At 62.4% G+C, this 23,409-nt stretch carries 25 protein-coding genes and 2 riboswitches; of the genes, 8 read left to right on the top strand and 17 right to left on the bottom strand.

Features of this window, described 5'->3' with window-relative positions; all coding sequences use genetic code 11:
• Window positions 1–28: 28 nt before the first annotated feature.
• From LDO54_RS16950 to LDO54_RS16940, 3 genes are all read right to left on the bottom strand, one after another.
• The gene (locus tag LDO54_RS16950; protein WP_224011846.1) at window positions 29–454 is read right to left on the bottom strand and encodes an ExbD/TolR family protein; all 426 of its coding nucleotides are present in this window, start codon (window positions 452–454) and stop codon (window positions 29–31) included.
• Window positions 455–475: 21 nt separating this feature from the next.
• Window positions 476–1,396 (bottom strand): MotA/TolQ/ExbB proton channel family protein, encoded by a 921-nt coding sequence (locus tag LDO54_RS16945; RefSeq protein WP_224011845.1) that lies wholly within the window; start codon window positions 1,394–1,396, stop codon window positions 476–478.
• Window positions 1,397–1,470: 74 nt separating this feature from the next.
• On the bottom strand, window positions 1,471–2,205 hold the full coding sequence (locus LDO54_RS16940) for an energy transducer TonB (RefSeq protein WP_224011844.1): 735 nt from the start codon (window positions 2,203–2,205) through the stop codon (window positions 1,471–1,473).
• Window positions 2,206–2,941: 736 nt separating this feature from the next.
• On the opposite strand from LDO54_RS16940, the gene LDO54_RS16935 reads away from it, so the two are divergent.
• Window positions 2,942–3,352 carry a hypothetical protein gene (locus LDO54_RS16935; RefSeq protein WP_224011843.1) on the top strand — a complete coding sequence of 137 codons (411 nt, stop codon included), beginning with the start codon at window positions 2,942–2,944 and terminating at the stop codon, window positions 3,350–3,352.
• 7 nt (window positions 3,353–3,359) lie between these two features.
• Here LDO54_RS16935 and LDO54_RS16930 read toward each other — a convergent pair whose 3' ends face one another.
• Entirely contained in the window at window positions 3,360–3,947 is a 588-nt protein-coding gene (locus LDO54_RS16930) for a PAS domain S-box protein (protein WP_224011842.1), read from the bottom strand.
• A gap of 5 nt (window positions 3,948–3,952) precedes the next feature.
• Window positions 3,953–4,084, bottom strand: coding sequence for a hypothetical protein (locus tag LDO54_RS38915; protein WP_290371098.1), 132 nt, complete (start codon window positions 4,082–4,084; stop codon window positions 3,953–3,955).
• A 122-nt stretch (window positions 4,085–4,206) separates the two neighbouring features.
• Between LDO54_RS38915 and LDO54_RS16925 the strand changes: the two genes are divergently transcribed.
• Window positions 4,207–4,749, top strand: a complete 543-nt coding sequence (locus tag LDO54_RS16925) for a cytochrome b (RefSeq protein WP_224011841.1) — start codon at window positions 4,207–4,209, stop codon at window positions 4,747–4,749.
• 41 nt (window positions 4,750–4,790) lie between these two features.
• On the opposite strand, the gene LDO54_RS16920 is transcribed toward LDO54_RS16925, so the two are convergent.
• Window positions 4,791–5,546 carry a DeoR/GlpR family DNA-binding transcription regulator gene (locus LDO54_RS16920; RefSeq protein ID WP_224011840.1) on the bottom strand — a complete coding sequence of 252 codons (756 nt, stop codon included), beginning with the start codon at window positions 5,544–5,546 and terminating at the stop codon, window positions 4,791–4,793.
• A 173-nt stretch (window positions 5,547–5,719) separates the two neighbouring features.
• Between LDO54_RS16920 and LDO54_RS16915 the strand changes: the two genes are divergently transcribed.
• Entirely contained in the window at window positions 5,720–6,445 is a 726-nt protein-coding gene (locus tag LDO54_RS16915) for a LysE family translocator (RefSeq protein WP_436975606.1), read from the top strand.
• On the opposite strand, the gene LDO54_RS16910 is transcribed toward LDO54_RS16915, so the two are convergent.
• Window positions 6,352–6,852 carry a hypothetical protein gene (locus LDO54_RS16910; protein WP_224011839.1) on the bottom strand — a complete coding sequence of 167 codons (501 nt, stop codon included), beginning with the start codon at window positions 6,850–6,852 and terminating at the stop codon, window positions 6,352–6,354. The two genes, LDO54_RS16915 and LDO54_RS16910, sit on opposite strands and share 94 nt — an antisense overlap.
• Window positions 6,853–7,081: 229 nt before the next feature.
• Window positions 7,082–7,246, top strand: a riboswitch (FMN riboswitch).
• A gap of 75 nt (window positions 7,247–7,321) precedes the next feature.
• On the opposite strand from LDO54_RS16910, the gene LDO54_RS16905 reads away from it, so the two are divergent.
• Window positions 7,322–7,819, top strand: a complete 498-nt coding sequence (locus LDO54_RS16905; RefSeq protein ID WP_224011838.1) for a 6,7-dimethyl-8-ribityllumazine synthase — start codon at window positions 7,322–7,324, stop codon at window positions 7,817–7,819.
• A 98-nt stretch (window positions 7,820–7,917) separates the two neighbouring features.
• On the opposite strand, the gene LDO54_RS16900 is transcribed toward LDO54_RS16905, so the two are convergent.
• The 9 genes from LDO54_RS16900 to LDO54_RS16860 form a co-directional block, all read right to left on the bottom strand.
• On the bottom strand, window positions 7,918–8,712 hold the full coding sequence (locus LDO54_RS16900) for a glucose 1-dehydrogenase (RefSeq protein WP_224011837.1): 795 nt from the start codon (window positions 8,710–8,712) through the stop codon (window positions 7,918–7,920).
• A 25-nt stretch (window positions 8,713–8,737) separates the two neighbouring features.
• Window positions 8,738–10,207 (bottom strand): FGGY family carbohydrate kinase, encoded by a 1,470-nt coding sequence (locus tag LDO54_RS16895; RefSeq protein ID WP_224011836.1) that lies wholly within the window; start codon window positions 10,205–10,207, stop codon window positions 8,738–8,740.
• 21 nt (window positions 10,208–10,228) lie between these two features.
• The gene (locus LDO54_RS16890; protein WP_224011835.1) at window positions 10,229–11,311 is read right to left on the bottom strand and encodes an ABC transporter permease; all 1,083 of its coding nucleotides are present in this window, start codon (window positions 11,309–11,311) and stop codon (window positions 10,229–10,231) included.
• A gap of 19 nt (window positions 11,312–11,330) precedes the next feature.
• On the bottom strand, window positions 11,331–12,887 hold the full coding sequence (locus LDO54_RS16885) for a sugar ABC transporter ATP-binding protein (protein WP_224011834.1): 1,557 nt from the start codon (window positions 12,885–12,887) through the stop codon (window positions 11,331–11,333).
• Window positions 12,884–13,546, bottom strand: a complete 663-nt coding sequence (locus tag LDO54_RS16880) for a DUF2291 family protein (protein ID WP_224011833.1) — start codon at window positions 13,544–13,546, stop codon at window positions 12,884–12,886. The genes LDO54_RS16885 and LDO54_RS16880 overlap by 4 nt, the downstream gene beginning before the upstream one ends.
• Before the next feature lie 80 nt (window positions 13,547–13,626).
• Complete coding sequence (locus LDO54_RS16875) at window positions 13,627–14,574, bottom strand: D-ribose ABC transporter substrate-binding protein (RefSeq protein WP_224011832.1); 948 nt, start codon at window positions 14,572–14,574, stop codon at window positions 13,627–13,629.
• 75 nt (window positions 14,575–14,649) lie between these two features.
• The gene (locus tag LDO54_RS16870) at window positions 14,650–15,447 is read right to left on the bottom strand and encodes a GolD/DthD family dehydrogenase (RefSeq protein ID WP_224011831.1); all 798 of its coding nucleotides are present in this window, start codon (window positions 15,445–15,447) and stop codon (window positions 14,650–14,652) included.
• A gap of 64 nt (window positions 15,448–15,511) precedes the next feature.
• Window positions 15,512–16,453: a transketolase family protein gene (locus LDO54_RS16865; RefSeq protein WP_224011830.1), complete on the bottom strand. Its 942-nt coding sequence runs from the start codon at window positions 16,451–16,453 to the stop codon at window positions 15,512–15,514.
• The gene (locus LDO54_RS16860; protein ID WP_224011829.1) at window positions 16,446–17,300 is read right to left on the bottom strand and encodes a transketolase; all 855 of its coding nucleotides are present in this window, start codon (window positions 17,298–17,300) and stop codon (window positions 16,446–16,448) included. Before LDO54_RS16860 ends, LDO54_RS16865 begins: the two co-directional genes overlap by 8 nt.
• A 181-nt stretch (window positions 17,301–17,481) precedes the next feature.
• Here LDO54_RS16860 and LDO54_RS16855 point away from each other — a divergent pair, with 181 nt between their 5' ends.
• Both LDO54_RS16855 and LDO54_RS16850 read left to right on the top strand, forming a co-directional pair.
• Window positions 17,482–18,249, top strand: coding sequence for a DeoR/GlpR family DNA-binding transcription regulator (locus LDO54_RS16855; protein WP_224011828.1), 768 nt, complete (start codon window positions 17,482–17,484; stop codon window positions 18,247–18,249).
• A 363-nt stretch (window positions 18,250–18,612) separates the two neighbouring features.
• The gene (locus tag LDO54_RS16850; protein ID WP_224011827.1) at window positions 18,613–20,034 is read left to right on the top strand and encodes a DUF2252 domain-containing protein; all 1,422 of its coding nucleotides are present in this window, start codon (window positions 18,613–18,615) and stop codon (window positions 20,032–20,034) included.
• A gap of 11 nt (window positions 20,035–20,045) precedes the next feature.
• Here LDO54_RS16850 and LDO54_RS16845 read toward each other — a convergent pair whose 3' ends face one another.
• Entirely contained in the window at window positions 20,046–20,954 is a 909-nt protein-coding gene (locus LDO54_RS16845) for a hypothetical protein (protein ID WP_224011826.1), read from the bottom strand.
• Between the two features lie 266 nt (window positions 20,955–21,220).
• On the opposite strand from LDO54_RS16845, the gene LDO54_RS16840 reads away from it, so the two are divergent.
• Both LDO54_RS16840 and LDO54_RS16835 read left to right on the top strand, forming a co-directional pair.
• Window positions 21,221–22,141 carry an extracellular solute-binding protein gene (locus tag LDO54_RS16840; RefSeq protein ID WP_224011825.1) on the top strand — a complete coding sequence of 307 codons (921 nt, stop codon included), beginning with the start codon at window positions 21,221–21,223 and terminating at the stop codon, window positions 22,139–22,141.
• Between the two features lie 4 nt (window positions 22,142–22,145).
• Window positions 22,146–22,934, top strand: coding sequence for an ABC transporter permease subunit (locus LDO54_RS16835; RefSeq protein ID WP_224011824.1), 789 nt, complete (start codon window positions 22,146–22,148; stop codon window positions 22,932–22,934).
• 201 nt (window positions 22,935–23,135) lie between these two features.
• Window positions 23,136–23,332: riboswitch (cobalamin riboswitch) on the top strand.
• The last annotated feature ends 77 nt before the right edge of the window (window positions 23,333–23,409 follow it).

Below are 23,409 nucleotides of genomic sequence, written 5' to 3'. Positions count from 1 at the left end.
GCGGGCGGATGGAACCCGCTCGCTGCGCTCAGCCGCCGCGTGCGGGCGGCTCCGTGATGAACGACACCTTCGCGATACCCGCGCGCTCGCACGACGTGAGCACGCGGCCGATGAACTCGTAACGCGTGCCCTGATCGCCGCGCACGTGCACTTCCGGCTGCGGCGTCTGCTGCGAGGCCGTTTTCAGGCGTTCGAGCAGCGTGGGCGCGTCGACGAGCGACTCGTTCCAGAAGAAGTTGCCGTCGCGATTGATGGCGATCTCGACGCTTTTCGGCGTGGTCTGCAGCGGCTGCACCGTTTGCTTGGGCAGCTGCACAGGCACCGTGTGCGTCACCACCGGAATCGTGATCAGGAAGATGATCAGCAAGACCAGCATCACGTCGACGAGCGGCGTCGTATTGATGGCGGAGATGACTTCGTCGTCGTCGCCTTCCTGCCCCACGCTCATGGCCATGGCGTACCTCGCTCGACAGAGTTATTCGGCCATCGCGACGGCGCGCGACGCGGCCTGCGCGCGACGCTTGCCACCGGCGAGCAGGACCGCATGCAACTGGGCGCCGAAGGCGCGCACGCGCTCCATCACGGCCTTGTTACGACGCACGAGGAAGTTGTAGCCGAGCACCGCCGGCACCGCGACCGCGAGGCCGATGGCCGTCATGATCAGCGCTTCGCCGACCGGACCCGCGACCTTGTCGATCGACGCCTGGCCCGCGATGCCGATGGCGGTCAGCGCGTGATAGATGCCCCAGACCGTGCCGAACAGACCGACGAACGGCGCCGTGGAGCCGACCGTGCCGAGGAAGGCGAGGCCGTCCTGCAGACGGTTCGAGACGTTGGTGATGGCGCGCTCGACCGAGACGTCGATCCACGTGTTGCGGTCGACCGCTTCGAGCAGCGCTTCGTCGTGATGCTCGCCCGCTTCGATGGCCGTTTCGGCGATGAAGCGGAACGGCGAGGTTTCTTCGAGCTGCTTCGCGCCGTCGGCGAGCGTGGGCGCGTTCCAGAGCTGATCGTCGGCCGATTTGGCGCGGCGGTTCGCGCGGGCCTGCTCGATGAACTTGGTGATCATGATGTACCAGCTGCCCATCGACATGATCACGAGCAGCAGCAGCACGAAGCGCGCGACGAAGTCGCCGTTTTTCCACAGCGCGCCGAGGCCGTACGGGTTGCTCACGGTCTCGGACGTGGCGGGCGGCGGCGGCGGCTGGTCGGCTGCCGGGACCGGCGCAGGCGCCGCGGCGCTCATGGCCGTCGCGCTTGCGGTTGCGCTGGCCGAGGCCGTGGCGCTCGCGTCGCTTGCTTGCGCATTGGCGAGCGTAGGTGCAACAAAGGTGTCGACCGTGGCTACGGCGAACAACATGCTGGCCGCCAGTGCGGCGAAAGAACGCTTCTTCATGCCTGCTCCAGTTCAATCGTTGAACTTGTGAATCGTGACTAATGAATCGCCACCCGAATGCTGCCGCCCGCGCCTCAGTTGAGGTTGAACGAGAACGGCACCTGCACGCGGACCGGCTGCCCCTGCGAAATGCAATTGAACTGCTTCACCGCGTTGAATGCCGCACGATCGAGGCTGTCGTCGTCGGCGGACTTCGCCACGCGCTCGTTCGTGATATGGCCTTGCGCGTCGACGACGAACTCGATCATCACGTCGCCGGTCACGTTGTTTTCCTGCGCTTCCTGCGGATACTTGATCGACGAACGGATCTGGTCCGAGTTCGGGCACACCACGCCCACTTCGTGGCTCACCGGCTTGGCCGGGGCCGTCACGGGCGCAGGCGGCGCGGGCGGCGCCGTGACCGGCGCGCTCTGCACCGGCGTCGGCGCATGCGTGATGGTCGCCTGCGGCGGCGCCTGCACCGGCACCTCGGGCGGCGGCACGAACGGCGGCGGCGGCGGCGTGAACTTCGGCGGCGGCAGCTGCACGGTCGGCAACGGCGGCGGAGGCGGCGGCTTCACCGGCTCGATGATCTTCGTTTCGATCGGATGCTGAATGACCTGCACGACCTTGGTCGCGAGGCCGTTGATCAACGCGTAGATCAGCACGATGTGCAGCAGCAGGACGATCGCGATGCCGCCGAAACGGCGCACCGGGTTCTGCTGCTTGCGGCCGAACTCGCGAGGCCGCGCGGGCCGTTGCAGCGCGGCGCCCGCCGATTCCACCGACTCCACCGATTGCGCCGATTGCAAAGCGACTTCCCCTTTCATCACCACCTTCGCTCCCTCGGGCGCCTTGCGCCCACTTTCCGCTGTGCAGCGACGCTGGCCGCAAGTCCGGCGCGACGCGTCGCATCAAGTCAGGTGTTTCTTTCGCAGTCCGAATGGCATGGATTGCATCGGGAACCGTCGCGGCAAACCCGATTCATGCACTGGCACGGAAGCTGTCTACGGCATCGCGTCATTTCAGGCGCTTCGACAGCCGCGCCTCGCATGGCGCGGTGACAATCGTGTGTCGAAACTCATGACGCGTGTGGCGGACTGAACGATAGCAAGTAAAAAAAGGCTCAGTAAACTTTTTTTGATGGGAGATTACCGAAATTAGAAAAATCACTCTAAATCGCCAGAAATACCACCCAGAGCGCGTCCTGGATATTGACCCACTTTAAATTTAAATGCAGGAAGTCGAATAACTTACAAAAACCAGAATGAACATTTCTATTTGATTTCAGTTTAAGTGAAATGAATCAAATTGGTGCGAGCTATTTAAAACGCAACATATTGGTGCATTAGTCGATTTTTACCGATCGGACATTGCCAGCCGTAAAACATTCGTCATTGATCGCGTATCGACGGTTTGAAAGCGCTGAATTTCTCTTTTACTTCGTAACACGAATTGTTTTTATCGATGCTCTAAATTTTTCGTCGATGCTACGGATTCCAAAGTAATTATTCGGCATGATGAATGCGCTCGACGCCGCCGAACCACCCCTCTGATTAGCAGGGTATGAGCCGTCTGACAGCTTCGCTACCATCAGCTTACAAGCAGGCGAACCAGGCGCTTCGCGGCACGGCAGTCGGCCACGGGCGCAACAAACCGAACACGCCGCAGCAACCTGAGAGATTCCCAATGAAAGCGCAGGCAACCGGACAGGAGCCCGGCATGGCGCCGTATTGCGCGAAGACGATCGACGCCGCCCTCGCGCATCTCGAACGGGCGCTGTCGATCGACGTCGACTGCACGATCTTCGACCAGCGCTACTGGCGTCAACGGTTGATGCATCTTTACGCCACGCCCGGCCTGCTGCCGGCGCATCGCGCGCGCGTTCAGCGCCTTCTGGACGGCCTGCTTGCGATGAACGGCGGCGCCGCTTCAGACACGGCTTCCGAAGCCGCCTCCAGAACCCAGTCCCGCTAGCGGTTCGTCAAAGCAGATTCGCGCCGGATAGATGTTTGAGCCACAGACTCATCAAACCCGCGCGGCCGCGCACGCCATATTTGCGAAATATTCCCGTGATATAGGAATGCGTGGTGGATACGGCCAGCCCCAGACGTTCGGCGATCTGCTTTTCCGTGGCTTCGGTCAGCAGCAACTCGACCACGCGCCGCTCGTGCGGCGCGAGCATCGCGAGCAGCGGCGCGGTGTGATCGGGTCGCCGAAGCGAAGTCACGTCGCGCGCCACGCCCACGCGCAGCCGCTCGCGCGCGAGCCAATGCGCGGACCACGAGATCGACACGTCGCTGCCATCGCTATGCCGGTAGCGGTTTTCGAAACCGACGCGCTTGCGTCCCGCCAGCACTTCCTTCGCTTCCTTGCGCGTGGCGTCCTGATCCTCGGGCACCACGAAGTCGATAATGAATTGATCGGTGAAATCGCGCGGCACATAGCCGAAAATGGATTCGCAGGCAGCGCTTACATGGCGGATGCGCCCTTTCTCATCGACGAGGAAAATCGCATCGGGCGACAAATGCGCCGAGGCGACGATCAGATCGCTGCTGAGCTTGTCTTTCATGGACGTTATCGATCGTGTGGTTCGAGCGTGGTTTTATTGGGCGTAAGTCCGTGTTTATCCGATCTTAGCGCATAAAAAAACGGCTCGACACGCACGTCGATGAGGAAGCCGATGCGGAAGCCGACGATGACGGCCATGCAGCTTGCAAACGTCCGCGAAACCTTCGGCCAGCGACTTATTCACGCCTTAATGTTCCGCTAAGTTTCGGTTTCCTAAAATCGCGGTTTTGACTGTTTTTTTATCGACCCAAGGAGACCTCATGCACGCCGACACTCACGCGCGTTACGACCTCGTCGCCCGTCTGCTTCACTGGCTCGTCGTGCTGCTCGTGGCGGCGCAGTTCGTGATCGGCTGGACCATGCCCGACGTGCATCGCGACACGCAGCCCGTTGGCGAGATCGCGTGGCATCTCGGTGTCGGCAGCGCACTGCTCGCGGCAATGGTGTGCCGCCTGTTGTGGCGCGCGACGCACCGTCCGCCGCGCGACGATTTCTCGGCGCGCCTGCCCGCGTGGATGCGCGCCGTCTCCGCGCTCACGCACGGCGCACTCTATGTGCTGTTGTTCGCGGTGCCGCTGCTCGGCTGGATCAATGCGTCGTCGCGCGCGTGGACGGTCGAACTCGCCGGCCTTGCGCCCTTGCCCGCGCTGGCCGCGCAAGGCTCGTCATTCGGTCATGCGATGGGCGACGTCCACGGCGTGCTCGCGTGGGTGCTGTTCGGCTTGATCGTCCTGCATGTGGCGGGCGCGCTCTATCATCGCTTCGTGCTCGGCGACCGCGTGTTGCAGCGCATGTCGCTCTAACGCCACCAACACCACTACCGCCGCTTGAGTCGCGCCGCGCGCTACGCCTTCACGATCGTCAATCCGGCCTTTTCGAGCGGCTTCACGAGCCGCGCGTCGGCGCCCGCTTCGACGATGAGCGTCTGCGCCAGATCGAGTTCGCCGATGCGATACGGCGACGCCGTGTTGAGCTTCGAAGCGCACGCGAGCACGACCGTTTCCGCCGCGCGCTGTGCGAGCGCGCGCTTGACGTAGGCCTCCTCGAAGTCGCCGGTGCTCAGGCCCGCCTTCGCATGCACGCCGGTCACGCCCATGAAGTAGAGGTCGGCGTGCACGTGCGACATGGCCTCGACCGCCGCCGCGCCCACCGCCACGAGCGAATGCTTGTAGAGCTTCCCGCCGATCAGCACGACCTCGATCGACGGATGCGCCGCCAGCGCGACGGCCACGCTCGGGCTGTGCGTCACCACGGTCGCCTCCAGATCGGGCGCGAGGCATTGCACGAGCAGCGCCGACGTGGTCCCGCCGTCGACGATCACCACCTGGCCGCGCTCGATCATCGCGGCGGCCTTGCGCGCGACGCGCTGCTTCGCGGCCACGTCCATGTCCTGACGCTGCGCGAGCGGCGCGACGGCCGGCGACGCCGGCAGCGCGCCGCCATGCACGCGCTGCAGACGCCCTTCGGCGGCCAGTTCACGCAGATCGCGCCGCACCGTGTCCTCCGACACGCCGAATGCCGCGCTCAACTCGCCCGCCAGCACCTGGCCTTCGCGTTCGAGTGCGTCGAGGATCGCTTTCTTGCGTTGGCTCGTCAGCATGATGTGCACGAATTTTCTTGTAATTTCACGAGCCTGCACGGTAGCACGGGGGGAGGTTTCTGTCGAATCGGCAGACGGGCGCATTCGCCATCAGCGCACGCAAGCGGATTACGTCAGAATAGCGTGCGTCGATGTTCCCGGCTGTGCGCAGCCACCCCTTACCGAGGCTTACCATGGTTGATTCGTCTGCGGTCGCGGCGGTCTTTTCTGTCTACGTGGCGGGTGTCGTCACGCCGGGCCCCAACTTCGTCGCCGTAGCGCACAGGGCGGTCGCGGGCAGACGCCCGGATGCGCTCGCGCTGGTCGCGGGCATCGTGACTGTGAATCTGTTCTGGGCGACGTGCGCCATCTTCGGCATCGGACTCGTGTTCGCGATGTTCCCGTGGCTCGCCTTGAGCGTCAGGCTGGTCGGCGCGGCTTACCTGATCTGGTTTGGCCTGAAGCTCGTTGTGTCGGCCCGCACGAACACTGTCGCCGCGCCTCCTGCGAAGACATCACCGCTTTCCAAAAACGCCTTCATACAAGGCATCGCGACGAACATCGCGAATCCGAAGTCGATCGCCTTCTACGCGGCCGTATTTTCCTCGGCGGCGCCCGCCCACGTTTCCGCGCCGACCTTCGTTGCCATGCTTGCCACCGTCGGCGCCACGTCGAGCTGCTGGTACGGCGCGGTCGCGCTCGTGCTCTCGCATGCGTCGATTGCGGCAGCGTATCGGCGCGCGAAGGCCTGGATCGATATCGCGTGCGGCGGCCTGATCATCGCATTGGGCATCCGCCATGCCGTTCGCCAGATTCGTCAGGATGCCTACATACTGATATCGGAAACGGTTTCGCGCGGCATCTTGCGTACAAGCGGCGATACCGTTTGCGGCGTTGCGAGCAGCCTGTCCAACCGCTGAACGGCATCGCAGTAAACTCGCGCAGTCACAGACGACAACTGTTCGTCGTACACCTTGAGCAAGGCCTCGATCGCAGCAACGTCATCGGCGCTCACGATCCATTGCCCGCTGCGCACCGCATGCTCGACCGTCACGTTGAGTACCTCCTCCACTTCCGCATAGACGCACGCTTGCGCGTGGCCCACGCCCGCTTCCCACATGAAGAACGACAGGTAGGTCAGGCGCGTGAGTTCGTTGAGCATGTGCTGATTGCCGCGTTCCGCACGGCACGCTTCCAGCGCGAGATGCGCATTCAGCGACAGGCTGCGCACCGACTCGTGCGGCATCGGCAGCAGCCATTGCTTCGACCAGCGCGGCGGTCCGCCCACGCCGCGTCCCGGCGCGCGACGACGGTTCACGGACGCCATGACGAGGCCCCGTTCGTCACGGCCATGCCCACCCGCCGCCCGACGCTCAAATCACGCTCATGCTTCATTGCATTCGCTCCTTGTCTGCTCGACTGCCGCAACCGCCAGCATGGCGTCGGCATTGAATTCAGTGCCAGATTTAGAAGGGAAACTCAGGCTGTTTGCGGCTGTGCACAAACGGCTGATTCGTGCTACCGTACAACCCGTTCGTGAATAAGCATGCTCACGAACACGTTCTCGGGGCGGGGTGAGATTCCCCACCGGCGGTAATCGTCCAATACGACGTAGCCCGCGAGCGCTCTGCCATCGCAACCTGCTTGACGCGATCGCAGAGGTCAGCAGACCCGGTTGGATTCCGGGGCCGACGGTATAGTCCGGATGAAAGAGAACAGGATGGCCCGCGCATTTTCGCGTCTCGCGAGAGGCGCGGCCGTCCTTCGCCCTGTTCACACAAAACAGGCTGAAGTCCATGAACATCTCTAGCAACATCGAATCCCAGGCCGTCGCTGCCTCCGCCGACAACCGTCCGCGTCTCGCTTTCATCCAGGCTTGCTGGCATCGCGACATCGTCGATCAGGCGAAGCATTCCTTCGTGCAGTCGATCCAGAAGTACGGCTATAGCGCCGACGACGTCGATCTCTACGAAGTGCCCGGCGCCTTCGAAATCCCGCTGCACGCCAAGCGCCTCGCGCAAACGGGCCGCTACGCCGGCATCGTCGCGGCGGGCCTCGTGGTGGACGGCGGCATCTATCGTCACGATTTCGTCGCGACGGCCGTGATCGACGGCCTGATGCAAGTGCAGCTGGAAACCGGCACGCCGGTGTTTTCGGTCGTGCTCACGCCGCATCATTTCCACGGCGAAGAACACGTGAAGTATTTCCGCGAGCACTTCGTCGTGAAGGGCGCGGAAGCCGCGCACGCCTGCGCCGATACGGTCAGCAAGCTCGCCGCCCTGCCGGTGCGCTAAAGAGCACTTTCGCGCGGCTGCCCGTCGAGGCAGCCGCGAGCGACGCCGGTGCCTCGCACGGTGTCGCCCGCATGGATCACGTCTGCATCACACCCGCATCACGACATGAACATGCCGCCGTCCACGTTGATCGTCTGGCCGGTGATATAGGACGCGTCGTCCGACGCCAGAAACGCCACCAGCCCCGCCACGTCCTTGCCGCTCCCCGCGCGCTTCATCGGGATGTTGTCGACCCATTCCTTCATCAGCTCGCCCGGCTTGTAGTCGCCGAGCAGCTTGCCCCAGGCCTCGTCGTTGTACGCCCACATATCCGTGGTGATGATGCCCGGACAGAACGCGTTGACCGTGATGCCCGTGGGCGCGAGTTCCTTCGCGAGACTCTGCGTGATGCCGAGCACGCCGAACTTGCTGGCCGCGTAATGCGGCGTATAGACAAAGCCCTGACGCGCCTGCCCCGACGCCGTATTGATCAGCCGCCCGCCCTTGCCCGCGCGCAGCATGCGCGTCGCCGCTTCCTGGCAGCACAGGAACACGCCCTTGGTGTTCACGGCCATCACCTTGTCCCAATCGGCTTCGCTCAGATCGGGCAGCTTCGCAATCGTGATCACGCCCGCGTTCTGCACCGAAATATCGACTTCGCCGAACTTGGCCGCCACTTCGTCGTAGAGCGCGACCACCTGCGCCTTGCTCGTCACGTCGGCCTCGACGGCGATCGCTTCATAGCCCGCGTCGCGCAAGCCCGCCGCCGCGTCGTGAACGCTCTTTTCGTTCGCCGACACGCACACCTTCGCCCCTTCGCGCGCGAAGCGCTCGGCAATGCCCAGTCCAATACCGCGGCTGCCGCCCGTCACGACGACCACCTTGCCCACGAACCGCTTTGCTTCGTCACTCACGTTGCTCTCTCCCAAAACCCTGCGTTTAAAGACGGCCGATCCACTTCAGCCATTGCTCGTGATTGCGCGCGGCCGCTTCCACGCCGCTGCCCGGCTCCACGCGCCGCGCGATCGCTCGGTTTTCGCGGTGCGCGTCGAGCGAGGGAATCAAGCCGGTTTCGAGCAGCGCCAGCGCCGCGGCGCCCGCCGCCGAAATCTCGCTGAGCGCGAGCGTGCTGACCGGGCGATTCAAGGTATCGGCGAGGTATTGCAGCAGGAAGGGGCGCTGCACCAGACCGCCATCGAGATGCAGTTCGCTCAGGCGCACGTTCGCGGACTGTTCCATCACCGTGATCACATCCTTGATCTGATAAACGATGGATTCATACGCGGCGCGCGCGACGTGCTGCCATGACGTCGAGAATTGCATGCCGACGATCTGCGCGCCGCCCGGATATTTCCAGTGCGGGCAGCCGATGCCCGAGAAAGCCGGAATCAGAAACACGCCGCCGTTGTCGTACTCCGTGAAGGCGCGCTCGGCCTCGGCGAAATCGCCGAACAGATTCAGCTTCTCCTTGAGGAAGGCCGGCGTCGAACCCGCGCTGATGATGATGCCTTCCATCGCGTAGTCCACGCGCGAACCCGTGGCGAAGCACAAGGTCGAGACGAGGCCATGCGCGGGCGGCTGCGGCTCGCGGCCGACGTTCATCATGATCGACGAGCCCGTGCCCATGGTGGCCTTCGCGATGCCGGGCATCAGGCAGCCCTCGCCCACGGCGGCCGCGTGCGAGTCGCCGATCATCGAGACGATGGGCACGGGGTGCGCAAGCAAGCCGTTGAAATCCGTTTCGCCGAAGTGCGAAGCGGACGGCTTCAGCTCCGGCAGACGCAAGCCGCGCAGGCCGAACGCGTCGACCAGTTCCTGATCCCATTCGAGCTTCGCGAGATTGAACAGCATCGTGCGCGACGCATTCGTATAGTCGGCGCGATACGCCGCGCCTTTCGTCAGCCGATACAGCAGCCAGCTATCGACGGTGCCGAAGCGCGCGCTGCCGCGCTGAATGTGCTCGCGCACGCGCGCATCGTTTTCGTTGAGCCAGATGAGTTTGGTGCCGGAAAAATACGGGTCGATCAGCAAGCCGGTTTTCTGCGCGATCAGCGGCGCCATGCCGTCGCGCTTGAGCCGCTCGCAGATCGGCAGCGAGCGCTGGCATTGCCACGACACGGCGGGCACGATCGGCTTGCCCTGTTCGTCCCACAGCACGACGGTTTCGCGCTGATTCGAAATCCCAACGCCGACGATGTCGCGCGGCTCGCCGTCAAACGCAGCCAGACACGCCGCGACGGCCTGCAAGACCGAATCGTAAAGCGCGTCGGCGTCCTGCTCGACGAAGCCCGCCTGCGGATGCGTGCACGCCACCGCCGCGAAGCCGCGCGCGTGAACCTGCCCTTCGGCGTCGAAGACGAGCGCCTTCGTGCCGCTGGTTCCCTGATCGATAGCCAGAACGTAGTGCATGTTTTTTTCCCGGGTATCGGATCAGGCGGTCAGCGAAACCATGCGCGATTGCAGACGCTGCTGCAACTGGTCGACGACCACGGCGAAGATAATCACGAGCCCCTTGATGACCATCTGCCAGAAGTCGCTGATCCCGCACATCACCATGCCGTCGCCGAGAATGCTGATCACGCACGCGCCCACCACCGAGCCGAACACCGTGCCGCGTCCGCCCATCAGCGCGGTGCCGCCGAGCACCACGGCCGCGATGGCGTTCAGTTCGTAGGTCTCGCCGGTCAGCGGGTGAGCGGTCTGCAATTGCGCCGTAATCACCAGCCCGACGATGGCCGCGCAAAAACCCGAGAACGTGTAGACGAACAGCTTCACGCGATTGGTGCGAATGCCGGAGAAACGCGCCGCCTGCTCGTTGCCGCCGATCGCATAGATGCGCCGTCCGAGCGGCGTTTTACGCGCGATGAAAATGGTGATGGCCGCCAGCGCGAGCATGATCCACACCGGCACCGACAGGCCCATGATCGTGCCGTTGCCGAGGAATTCGAAACCCGTGTTGCCGAGCGCCGGATTGCCTTCGAGGTCCGCATAGGTGCTGCCGTTGTTCACGAGCAGCGCGGCGCCGCGCACGACATAGAGCATGCCCAGCGTGGCGATGAACGGCGCAACGTTGAGCGCGGTGATCAGATAACCGTTCACCGCACCGATCAGCGCGCCGAGCAGACACGCAATCAGCGCGACGCCAACCGGATTGAAGAACACCACGTAGTGGCCGATGTGTATGCCCTGAAGCAGCAGATAACCGGCCGCCATGCCGCTGATCCCGACGATCGAACCCACCGACAAATCGATGCCGCCGGTCAGGATCACGAGCGTCATGCCAATCGACAGAATCGCCACGACCGTCACGTGCTTGGCCATGATCAGCATATTGCCGGTCGAGAGGAAATTGTCCGCGGTGAGCGAGAAAACAATAAAGATCGCGAACAGCGCGATAAAGATGCGCAGCTTGAGCAGATTGACCGCGAAGCGCGCCGCCACATAGGCGCCCTGGCGGTTGTGTTTCGTGTGCACCGGATGCAGCGACGGATTGCTGCTATTGGGAGTATTCATGGTGTCTACCTCGGTTGCCTCAGACCACTGCCGTGGCCGGTGTCGATGCGCGCACGATGCGTTCGCTGTCAAACTGCGAGCGCTCCATGATGGCCGTGAGCTTGCCGCTGGCCATCACGAAGACCCGATTGGAAACCGCCACGGCTTCGTCGAGTTCGGAGGTCGCGTAGATAACCGCAATGCCGGACTTCGCGAGCAGGCTGATCGTCTTGTAGACGTCTTCCTTCGCTCCCACGTCGATACCGCGCGTGGGTTCGTCCATCAGCAGCACTTTCGGCGACGTCAGCAGCGCCTTGCCGATCACCACCTTCTGCATGTTGCCGCCGGAGAGCGACGTGATCGGCGCGTCCACCGAAGCGGCCTTGATGGCGAGCCGCTTGACGATATCGTCGGCCGCTTCGACCTGCTTCTCGCGCTTGAGCGCGCCGAATTTCAGCCGGTTCGCGAATTTGCCGAGACTCGACAAGGTCATGTTTTCCAGTATCGACATCAGCTGGATCATGCCCTGCTTCTGGCGGTCCTCGGGCACCAGCGCGATGCCCGCTTCGATGCGCTTCGGAATCGGCAGATCCTCGATGGCCTTGCCGGCCAGTTCGATTTCGCCCACTGCGTTCGGCTGCGCGCCCAATAGCGTTTCGAGCAATTCGGTGCGGCCCGCGCCCATGAGTCCGTAAATGCCGATCACTTCGCCGGCGCGCACCGAGAACGACACATGATCGACCGCGTAAATGCCGTTCGAGCGCTTGAGCGAAACATCGCTGACTTTCAGCACCTCGTTGCCGATCGCGTGCTGTTCGAACGCGAAACGTTTTTTCGACGAACCGACCATCGCTTCGATGATCCAGGGAATGTCGATATTCGCAATATCGTCTTCCGCGACGAGCCGCCCGTTGCGCAGCACTGTGATGCAGTCGCCGATCGCCATGATTTCCTCAAGGCGGTGCGAGATATAAATCACGGTCACGCCTTCTTCTTTCAGCTGACCAATGATCTTGAAGAGAATCTCCACCTCGTGCCGCGAGAGCGCCGACGTGGGCTCGTCCATGATCAGCACCTTGATGTGCCGCGACAGCGCCTTGGCGATTTCCACGAGCTGCTGCTGACCGACGCAAAGATCGCCGAGACGCGTGCGCGGATTGATCGGAATCTGCAGGCGGTCCAGCAGGATTTTCGCCTGATGAATTTCGTCTTTCGAACGAATCACGCCGCCGCTCGTCAATTCGTTGCCGGTGAAGATATTCTCGGCGACGCTCAAATCGGGAAAGAGATTCAGTTCCTGAAAGATGATGCCGACGCCATGCGCCTCGGCGCTGCGCACGTCGCTAATCGTCGCGAGTTGTCCGTCGATATGAATCTCGCCCGACGTCGCGGTTTCCGCGCCCGCGAGCAATTTCATCAGCGTCGATTTACCCGCGCCGTTCTCGCCGATCAGCACATTGACCTTGCCGCGCCGAACCTTGTAATCGACGTCCACGAGCGCCGCGGTGCCGGGATAGATTTTCGACAGCCCGCGCGTCTCGATCACATTCGCGGCGTTCGCGAGCCGCGACTCGTTCGCTTCGATCGTTTCGCTCATTTCCATGCCACCGGTATCGCCCGAATTTCGCCTGCCGGTTCGCTCCAGCTGCTATAGACGGCCGCGACATCCACGGTCTGGCCGACCTTGAGCTTCAGCGATTCCTGCGCGCGTGCCACGACGAGCTTGTTGATTGCCTGACCGAACACCGCGAACTTCGATTGATCGTCGAAGTCGCCGTATTTCACGCCGGGGAAACCGTCGCGCACGCCGGTGCCGATCACGACCGGGCCGGTTTCGAGCGCGACGTGCACCGGCTCGCCGCCGCTCGCGGGCGTCACGTCCACATAGGCGCGGCCGACGCGCGAGGTGGTGTCGATACGCGTGACTTTGCCTTGCACGCGAATCCAGAAATTGCAGGGGAATGCCGAGCTTTGCCGCACGCCGTATTGCTTGCAGGCGTCGTCGAAATTCTGGCTGAGCGCGCCGATGACCTGGGCCGCCGGTTTGGCGTTCTTGTCGGCGTAGGGAATCATCTGCTCATTGAACATCGCGACCGGATCGGGTCCGTGATGCTGGCCTTGCGCGCGTATCGCGGCCAGTTCCTGATCCGTCACGACATGACAGCCCGCCAGCGAGGCGACACCCAGCACAACGAGCCAGCTTTTCGCGGCACGACCACCCTGGCTTCGTACCACGGTGCAAATCGAATCAACCATGACGACCTCACTTGAAGACTTCCACGGGCGCGGCGCATGCCACACTTTGCCGGCCGCGCCCGCGTGACACCGAAATGCTTTTACTTGGTGTAGTAGAAATCGTTCACCTTGGAGGCGTTGTCTTTCGTGATCAGAATGCCGCGCGTGAGTTGACGCTCGGGTTCGCCCGTCGCGCCGGTACGGATGTATTTGTCGAGCAGATCGACGCCGTGCTGCGCGATGCCTTGCGCCTGGAGCATGACGGTCGCCTTCAGCTTGCCCGCGCGGATCGAGTCGCGTTCGTCGTTGCTGCCGTCGATGCCCATGACGATCACGTCCTTGCGATTGGCCGAATCGAGCGAGGCAATCGCGCCCAGCGCTGCCGGACCGTTGCCGGCGATCACACCCTTGATATGCTGATGCTCCTGAAGAATCGAATCCATCGCCTGTTTGGCCGGCAGCAGCGCGCCCTTCACGTCCTGGCGCGCGACCATCTTCAGGTCGGGATACTGATCGAGCACCTGATGAAATGCCTGCGAGCGCGTCACGCAATTTTTGTCCGCGAGATTGCAGGTCAATTCGACATATTCGCCCTTTTCGCCGATGGCTTCGACGAAGCGCTGCGCGACTTCCGAACCCGCTTCGAGATTGTTGTGGCTCAGTTGCGCGATGGCGATGCCGTCCTTCGGAATCTCGCGATTGATCAGCACCACGGGCACGTGCTTCTCTTTTGCAGTCCGAACCGTGGCAACGCTGGAATTCGAATCGGCATTGTCGAGAATAATGCCCTTCACGCCCTTGCCGATAACGAGATTCACCAGTTCATTCTGCTTGTTGACGTCCTCGCCATGTGAAAGCACGATCGTGTCGTAGCCGAGCTTCTTCGCTTCCTTTTCCGCGCCCTTCGCTTCCGCCGCGTAGTACGGGTTGTCGAGCGCATTCACGAGAATCGCGATGGTGCCTTTACCCGCCGCGAGCGCGTTGACGGGTTGCAGGGCAGCCACGCAGGTGGCGGCGACCGCGGCCGTGAGTGCAAGCTTCTTCCACATGTTTTGTCTCCGGATTGAACGTCTTTTTTTCATGAAGCGGCCCGCATCGCGCGGGTCCGCACCAGACCTGCCGTGTCAGCAAATGGTGTAGCCGCCGTCGATCATGATGTCGGCGCCCGTGATCATGTCGGCGCCGTTCGACAGCAGGAACAGAATGGCGGCGGCGATTTCGTCGGTGTAGGCGAAGCGGCCCACCGGAATCAGCTTCTTCATGTTCTCGCCTTTTTCGCCGTCCCACGCCGCCGCGCCCATCGGCGTCAGCACCACGGTCGGCGAGACCGTATTCACGGTAATGCCGCGCGCGGCCCATTCCTTCGCGAGCACCTTGGTCATGCCGATCAGACCCGCCTTCGCCGACGTGTAGGCGCAGTGCTGATCGATCGCGACCGTCGCCGCCTGCGAGGCGATATTGACGATCTTGCCGCCGTGGCCGCTCGCGAGCACATGGCGCGCGAAGTGTTTTGAGCAGAGGAATGGACCAGTGAGATTCACGCCGATCTGCTTCTGCCATTCGTCGAAGCCGATGTCCACGGCGGGCGTGAGCGTGATGCAGCCCGCCGCGTTCACGAGCAGATGGAGGTCGCCGAAGTGCTGGACCGCCGCCTTGATGGCGCGCTCGACATCCGCTTCGTTGGCGACGTCGCAGGCGAAGGCCTTCGCGTTGGCCGCGCCCAGTTCCTCGACCGCGGCCTGCACGCGCGGCTCCTCGAACGCCGGATAAAGGATCGCGACGCGCGCGCCCTTCGCGATCAGCGCTGCGTTGGTCGCCATGGCGATGCCGCCGAGGCCGCCCGTCACGACCGCGACCTTGCCGTCCAGACGAAAGTCGAAATCGACGCCGTGGCGCAGCGACATGTCATATTGAATGCTCACTTTTCCGTCTCCTTCCTGTGCCTCTCGGGGCTGAAATTGGATGCTGTCCGATGCGTCGCGCGGCTCAGCGCGCGGATTGTGCCTGCACCGCTTCGGCAATGCCATCGGCGTCGATACCGTAATGGCGGCGAATGCCCTTGCGCGTGCCGTAGTGCGCGAATTCGCCCTCGGTCACGCCGAGCGTGGTCAGGCGGCGCGGAATCTGGCGGCGCGCCATCAGCATCGCGACGATCGCGCCGATCCCGCCATGCAGCGAATGTTCCTCGACGGTGACCACGGCGTCGTGCCGCTCGATGATCGTGGCGAGCGCGTCCTGATCGAGCGGGCGCAGCGACGAGAGATTCACGAGCGTCGGATTCATGCCTTGCTGCTGCAAACGCTCGCAGGCTTCGAGCGCCTCGCCGACCACCGAGCCCAGCGCGATGACGGCGACGCCGCGGCCTTCGATCAGCACATCGGGACGGCCCGGCTCGAAGCGATACGACGCGTCGTGGACCACGGGGAATTTCGCGTTGTCGAGGCGGATATAGACCGGGCCGTCGACGGCGGCGGCGTAGTCGATCACCTGCACCACTTCCGCTTCGTCGCACGGCGCGAAGATCTGCACGTTGCCGAAGCCGCTCATGATCGAGATGTCGTCGATGGCATGGTGGGTCGACGCCAGCGGACCGTAGGCCACGCCTGCGTTCAGGCCGAGCATCTTCACGTTGGTCGCGCTGTAGCAGATGTCGTTCTTGACCTGCTCGTTCGCGCGGCCCACGAGGAACGGCGCGGCGTTGGCCGTGAACACGATGTGCCCGCCCAGCGCGAGACCGGCGGCCATGCCGACCATGTTCTGCTCGGCGATGCCCACGTTGATAACGCGCTCGGGCCAGCTTTCGAGAAACGGCCCGATCTTCGAAGTGGACGTGGAGTCGGCCACCATCACGATGATGTCCTGGCCCGCGGCCGTCAGGCGGCTCAGCGCGCTCACCGCGCCATCGCGCAAATCGGCGGAATCACGCATGGTCCAGCTCCTCCAGTGCTTGCTTGAGTTGTTTCTCGTCAGGGAACTTGTGATGCCAGGCCGGCACGTTCTCCATGAACGACACGCCGCGACCCTTGATCGTGTGCGCAATCAGCACTTTCGGCTTGCGATTGGCGTAGTCGAGACTTTCGATTAGTTTCCAAACTGCATCGGAATTGTTTCCATTGACGTCGTGAACTTCGAATCCGAACGCGCGGAATTTCTCGTCGAGCGGGTCGAGGTCCATGATGTTGTGGGTGAAATCGGCGAGTTGCAGACGGTTGCGGTCGACGATCACCACGAGGTTCGACAGTTCGAAGTGCGCGGCCGCCATGGCGGCTTCCCAGTTCGAACCTTCCTCCAGTTCGCCGTCGCCGGTCAGCACGAACACGCGCCCCGTCGGACCTTCCGATTGTTCCGCGTGGCGCTGTTTCGCCATCGCGAGACCCGCCGCGATCGGCAGGCCATGGCCCAGGCCGCCGGTATTGACGGTCACGAGCGTCGGCAGCTTTTGCCGCACCGGATGGCCCGGCAGCCGCGAATTGTCCTGCAAATAAGTGGGCAGCTCGGCGCCCTCGATCCAGCCGAGTTCCGCGAAGCAGGAATAGAGGCCGCCCACGCCGTGCCCCTTGCTGAGGATGAACTCGTCCTGCCACTTCACGGTGCGGTCGGCCTGCACCTCGTAGCGCAGCACATGGAAATAGAGCGCCGCGAGGATGTCCGCTTCCGACATGTCGCCGCCCGTATGACCGCTTTTCGCCGCCGAATTCATCGTGCAAATCTTCTTGCGGATTTCCTGCGCCCGCCTGTGCAGCGGCTCGCCAGACTGCTTGTAGGGGTTTTCCATTCCCTGCTCCCGAACTTCCTGTTTGCGTGAAATCGAGTTTCTGTTACTTTCTATCGAAAGTCAAAGAGAAATCAAAGCAAACAGGGAAAACACCAGGCCGGTCGCGGTACGGCCTCGAATCGGGCAAAATACAGGCCGTAACGTGCGGATTTGCGGGGCGGGTGGCTTGCAGGGAAAAAACATGGACCAAAGGACCAGAACAGAGAAGATTTTCGAAAAGGTGCAGGCGGCCAAGCTGGTCAAGCTTTCCGAGCTTTCCAGCGAATTCGGCGTTTCGATGCCCACCATTCGAAAGGACATTGACGAGCTGCAGCGCCTCGGACACGTCGAACGCGTCCATGGCAACGTGCGCCTCAAGACCGCGCAAGCCGAGCCCGCCCAGAAACTGCCGAGCGCCAGCATCCTGCCGACGAGCGAGGAAAAGGCGCAGATCGGGCGCAAGGCGGCGACGCTGATCGCGAACGGCGACGCGGTCATTCTCGATTGCGGCGCGACGACGACCGAGCTTGCGAAGAATCTGCTCGACCGCCAGAACCTGCGCATCGTCACCAACGCGCTGAATATCGCGATCCTGCTGGGCGCCGAGCCGACCAACCGCGTGATGCTCACGGGCGGCATCTTCAAGGCGGAGACGATTGCGGTGTCGGGCGAGAAAGCGTCGACGTTTTTCGAAGGCATGTTCGTCGACAAGCTCTTTCTCGCGGCGGGCGGCGTCGCCATGGAATCGGGCATTTCGTATCCCGACTTCATCGACCTGCACGTGAAGCGCGCGATGATCGACGCGGCGAAAACGGTCTATCTGCTCGCCGATTCGAAGAAGTTCGGCAAGCGCGAATTCGCCACGTTCGGCGCGATGGACCAGATCGACTATCTGATCACCGACGAAGGCCTGGACGCGGAATTCGCCGACTGGGTCACGAAGCTCGGCATCAAGATCATTTACGCGTAAGCGTTGGGCGCGAAGCGGTGCGCGCAGGCGTCCTCACACGCACACACGCGCGCTGATCGCGCCGAACACGACGCCCCCTTCCATATCGCTTCGGCTGCGCAGTTCACGCAGCCGAAACGCGATGCAGCAATGTCAATGCGCTGCCATGCCGCCGTTATCGTCGCCGTGCGCGACCGGTCAACGGCCATAGGACCAACGTCCGATTGACTCAAAATCCCGCCGCGCCACCATAAGATCCAGCCGCCAGTATCGCGTTCGACGACGGTTTGCGAACATCGACGCCGTTCGAGCCATCGCTCCCGGCCTGTCACGCCGTCTGGAGGCGTGACCTCTACTGCGCTGACCTACCTGATGGGAGATGTCGTGGACAAGGCCATTTCACGCAAAAACGCGCAGCAACACGGCACGCCGGCGCCCGCTTACAGCTCGCCGGACGAACGGGCCGCACAGGGGCGGACCCTGCGCGACGCGGTGCCCCGCTCGTCCCAGGCCGGGTGGAAGACACCGGAGCCGCGCCCCGATCTGGTCGAACTGCTCGAAGCCTCGAACGAAGGCCGCATTCCGGGCCTGATTCCGGTTCGCTTCGGCCGCATGGCGGCGTCGCCCTTCGCGTTCTATCGCGGCGCGGCGGCGGTGATGGCCGCGGACCTCGCGACGACGCCCACCAGCGGCCTGCGCGTGCAGGCATGCGGCGACGCGCATCTGATGAACTTCGGCGGATTCGCGACGCCGGAACGCAACGTGATCTTCGACATCAACGATCTCGATGAGACGCTGCCCGCGCCGTTCGAATGGGATTTGAAGCGTCTTGCCGCGAGCGTCGTGATCGCCGCGCAGCATCTGGAACTGCCCTACAGCGACATTCTGCGCGTGACCACCGACCTCGCGCGCGAATATCGCGAGCGGATGCTCGACTATGCGTCCATGCGCGCGCTCGATGTCTGGTACGAGCGCATCGATCTGCAAAAGTACGAGGACCGCGCGGGCGATCCCGCCGTCGTGGAGAGGGTGCGCAAGCGCATCGCCCAGCGCATCGAAACCGAGCGGCGCAAGACGGTTCCCGACCACCTCTATCCGAAGCTCGTCACGGAGGCAGGCGGCCATCCGCGCATCAAGGACGAGCCGCCGCTGATTTACCATCCCACGGGCGACAGCGTCCCCGGACTCGAATCGGGCTATGCCGAGGCGATCGCCTCGTATCGGGAGAGCCTGGCCGAGCACGTGCGCGTGCTGTTCGACCGGTTCACATTCGTCGATCTGGCGATCAAGGTGGTGGGCGTGGGCAGCGTCGGGACGATGTGCGCGGTCGGCCTGTTCATGGCCTCCGACAACGACCCGCTATTTCTGCAGGTCAAGGAGGCGAAGGCGTCGGTGCTCGAAGCCTATGCGGGAAAGAGTCTGCATGCGAATCATGGCCAGCGCGTGATTGCGGGGCAGCGCATCATGCAGTCCGCCAGCGATGTTTTCCTCGGCTGGTGCCGGGGAAAGAATGGGCGCGATTTTTATCTCCGGCAATTGCGCGACATGAAAATGTCGGTGGTGATCGAATCGCTCGATACGGGCATGCTCCGCCAATACGGACGCATGTGCGCCCACGCGCTCGCGCGTGCGCACGCGCGTTCGGGCGATGCCGCCGCCATTGCCGGTTATATGGGATCCGGTCAGACCTTCGACGATGCCATTACCGAATTCGCCACGGAATACAGTTCGCAGAACAAACGGGATTATCGGGAATTCATCAAGGCGATTCGTGAGGGCAGAATTACGGCCATCATGGAGGATTGATCAAGGACCGATTAAATCCCACCGCGTCCAGAGTAAACGTCGAATAACGCGCGAAAGAACCGGTCATAGGCCGGCGCGCGAGGATCGCGGCGCTCGCATGCGCGGAGATAAACGGATTCATACTCCTCGCGCTTGCGGCCGCGCCCGACCCAGATCTTGTGCTCGCCCCACACCTCGCCAACAACCGTCACCCGATTAGCGTTTCGGGCAACGTCGAGTTGCGCATAGCACCAGAGTTGCCCCCAGATATTGGGCCACAGATTCGACGGAATGGTCATCCAGGAGTTTTTGATCTCCACCACCATGACTTCGTTGAAGCGCGGATGCCGATAAATCAGGTCGGGCGCCGCTCGCAACGCCTCACCGTTCACGCGCAATGAGTCGATGGTGAAGTAATCGACATGATCCTGACCGGGCATGTGCAGCCCATTGTGAATCAGCCGCCACTCCGAGCCGATGCTGCGTAGAAAGCCGTTATGGACGCCGCCTTGCCCCTGCAATCGCGTCTGGTAAATCAACGGTTCGCGCGCCTTGCCGCGTTCGCGATCTTCTTCGTCGCCGTATGCAGAGGCGTAAAGCGAATAGATCCATTGCGAGAATGCCGATACGGTGGCTTGCGGATCTTCCGGCCGCATCCGCTGGGCGCGGCGCAGGAATTCGGATGGCACGATCTGAAATGGCGCAGGCGTCGTTCGCTTGAAACTCAATCCCGCCTGGGGATCACGCGGTAATTCGTGACCAAAGAGCACATTGGCGCGGTGCTCCATCGTGCCGCGCAATCCGTCTGCGCTCACGCGGCGGCGCGGATACACGCGCCAGGCAATCCCACTCACAGACGGCAATCGAGGACCGACCAGTTCCGGCGCAGCCTCTTCCCGCTCGCCGCTTTCCCCGTCATCTTCTTCCCATTCGCTGCTCATTGTTCTTGCATCGGAATTATTTGCACGAAGCTTACCATTTCCTTCCGATTTTCTTTTTCGATGAGGCATTCGCAAGCGCGCGCGCCTTAACATTTTCTTGATGAAAGAACGTGTATAGGCAACGAAGCGCCCTGGTTAATTCCATCCCATTCGCCACTGTGGTCCATACGAAATACGCAAACTGTAATCGTCCAATACAACGACGAGACTCTACATTGAGGATGGCTTAACGGCCTCTCGCTTGTGAAACACGAATAAGGAATAGCATGAAATCAAGTATCGCTGCGTGGATGTCCACCGCAGTCGTCGCACTGTCTTTCGGAACCGCACATGCTGAAGACACCGTGAGAGTGACCTATGCCGGTTCGATGGGTGTCGTGATGGATCAGGGCCTGGGGCCGGCCTTCGCGAAGGCGAACAACGTGCAGTACCAGGGGCAAGGCGAAGGCGCTTATGGCATGGCCCGCCTTCTGGCGTCGAAGAAAATGGTCGCCGACGTATTCTTTTCCATCACACCAGGGCCGATGGCTATTCTGAAGCGCGCGGGACTCATCGATGAAGCGATTCCCGTGGCCAGCACCAGCATGGTGATCGCGTATAACCCGAGGAGCGCCTACGCGCAGCAACTCGCCAGCAGTCAATCCAACGGCGCGAAGCCGTGGTGGGAAGTGCTTGCGCAACCGGGCCTGCGCTTTGGTCGAACGGACGCGAGGATCGATCCGCAAGGGCAGAACATCATCTTCACGATGAAGCTGGCCGAACGTTATTACGGGCAACCGGGTCTCGAGAAAAAACTTCTCGGCGACGTGGAGAATCCGCAGGAGGTCTTTGCGGAAGGCGGTCTGCTGACTCGCCTGGAAGCGGGTCAGGTCGACGCATCGTCGGGATATGAAAGCGCCGTCAAGTCGGCCGGCCTGCCCTATATTCCGCTTCCCGATCAGATCAATTTGAGCAATCCGGCTTATGCGAAAGACTGGTACAACACGGTCTCTTTCGATATCCGCAATGCTCAAGGCGACATAAAAACACTGACGCCGCAGCCGCTCGTGTTTTATGTCGCGATCCTGAAGAATGCACTGCATCCCGAGGAAGCGCAGAAGTTCGCCGCGTTTGCCCTGAGTCCCAGCGGGCAGGCCATTTTCAGGGAAAAAGGATACGGACAACCGAAGGGCGATACGCTGCACTAGGTCGATGCTTGCCCACCTCACTGCGCCCAGCCGAAAGCGTCATCGCATTTTCGGCTGGGCTTTGCGTCTTCCGGCGCTCGCCATTATTGCCGTGCCGTTGCTCGCCTTGATCTGGGAGACACATTGGGGCCGCCTCGAAGCGGCCTACGGCGATTGGGACGCCGTGCGTGTTTCATTCAGCCTCAGTACCTGCGCACTGGCGATCATCGTCGCAATCGGCACGCCGCTTTCATTCTGGCTCGCGAAAGCAAAAGGATGGCTGGCCCGGACGGTCGAGACACTCGTGCTGTTTTCCTTGCTCACGCCGTCGCTCGCAACCGGCATTCTGCTCGTCAGTGCGTATGGTCCTTATGGGCCAATCGGCTCGCTTCTCGCTCATCTGGGCCTGTCGCTCAACAACAACACACCCTCTTTCATCGTCGCGCAGATTTATGGCGGGCTGGCGTATTTCATCACGTCTTCCAAAACCGCTTTCGAAAACATACCGCCGACGCTTGAGGAAGCGGCACAAGATCTCGGTTGCACGCCGTGGAAAACATTCTGGCTCGTGAATCTTCCGATTGCCGCGCGAGAAATCACGACGGGCGCCGTCATTGCCTGGGTGAGAACCATTGGTGAATTCGGCATTGCAGCGGTGTTTTCGTATTTTCCCCAGGGCGTGCCCGTCAAACTGTTCGTCAACCTGCAAAACGACGGGCTGCAATCGGTGTACGTGCTCGTCTGGATTTTGCTGCTTGCACTACCGATCCCCGTCATCCTGCTTTCGATTTTCAAACGCATGGGCCGGGATTGAGACTTCGCACTCGCGGCGCTCGCCCGTCCCCGAATTGCCGATGAAACTCGTGCTCGATCCAATTTCCGCCTGAACCGGAACCCGCTTGCCGTCGATGAGGTTGCTGCCCGATGCGCGTTGATAGACGCCCACCGCGTCGATTCATCGAGCCGACCACGCGCTTTTTTCTCCCCTCGCAATTGACGCGCAACCCCCGGCCCTTTACCCTTGCGCACTGATGGTTCCCGGCAACGGGATCAAAAGGGAACGCAGTGACGACGCCCCGCGTCGAGTCTGCGGCTGCCCCCGCAACTGTAAGCGGCGAGTTCGTGCCATTGAGCGCCACTGGGAAACCGGGAAGGCCGGCATCGGAACCGTGACCCGCAAGCCAGGAGACCTGCCATCGACCGAGGTCCATGCAGCCGCAACGGGCGGGGTGTCCCAATGCGCAAACCACGGCTTCGTGCGGTGGTCCGTTGCAGGACAGCCCCGACCT

Source organism: Paraburkholderia tropica, assembly GCF_914484835.1.
Lineage (GTDB): Bacteria > Pseudomonadota > Gammaproteobacteria > Burkholderiales > Burkholderiaceae > Paraburkholderia > Paraburkholderia tropica_A.
This window is presented reverse-complemented; position numbering and strand designations above follow the sequence as displayed.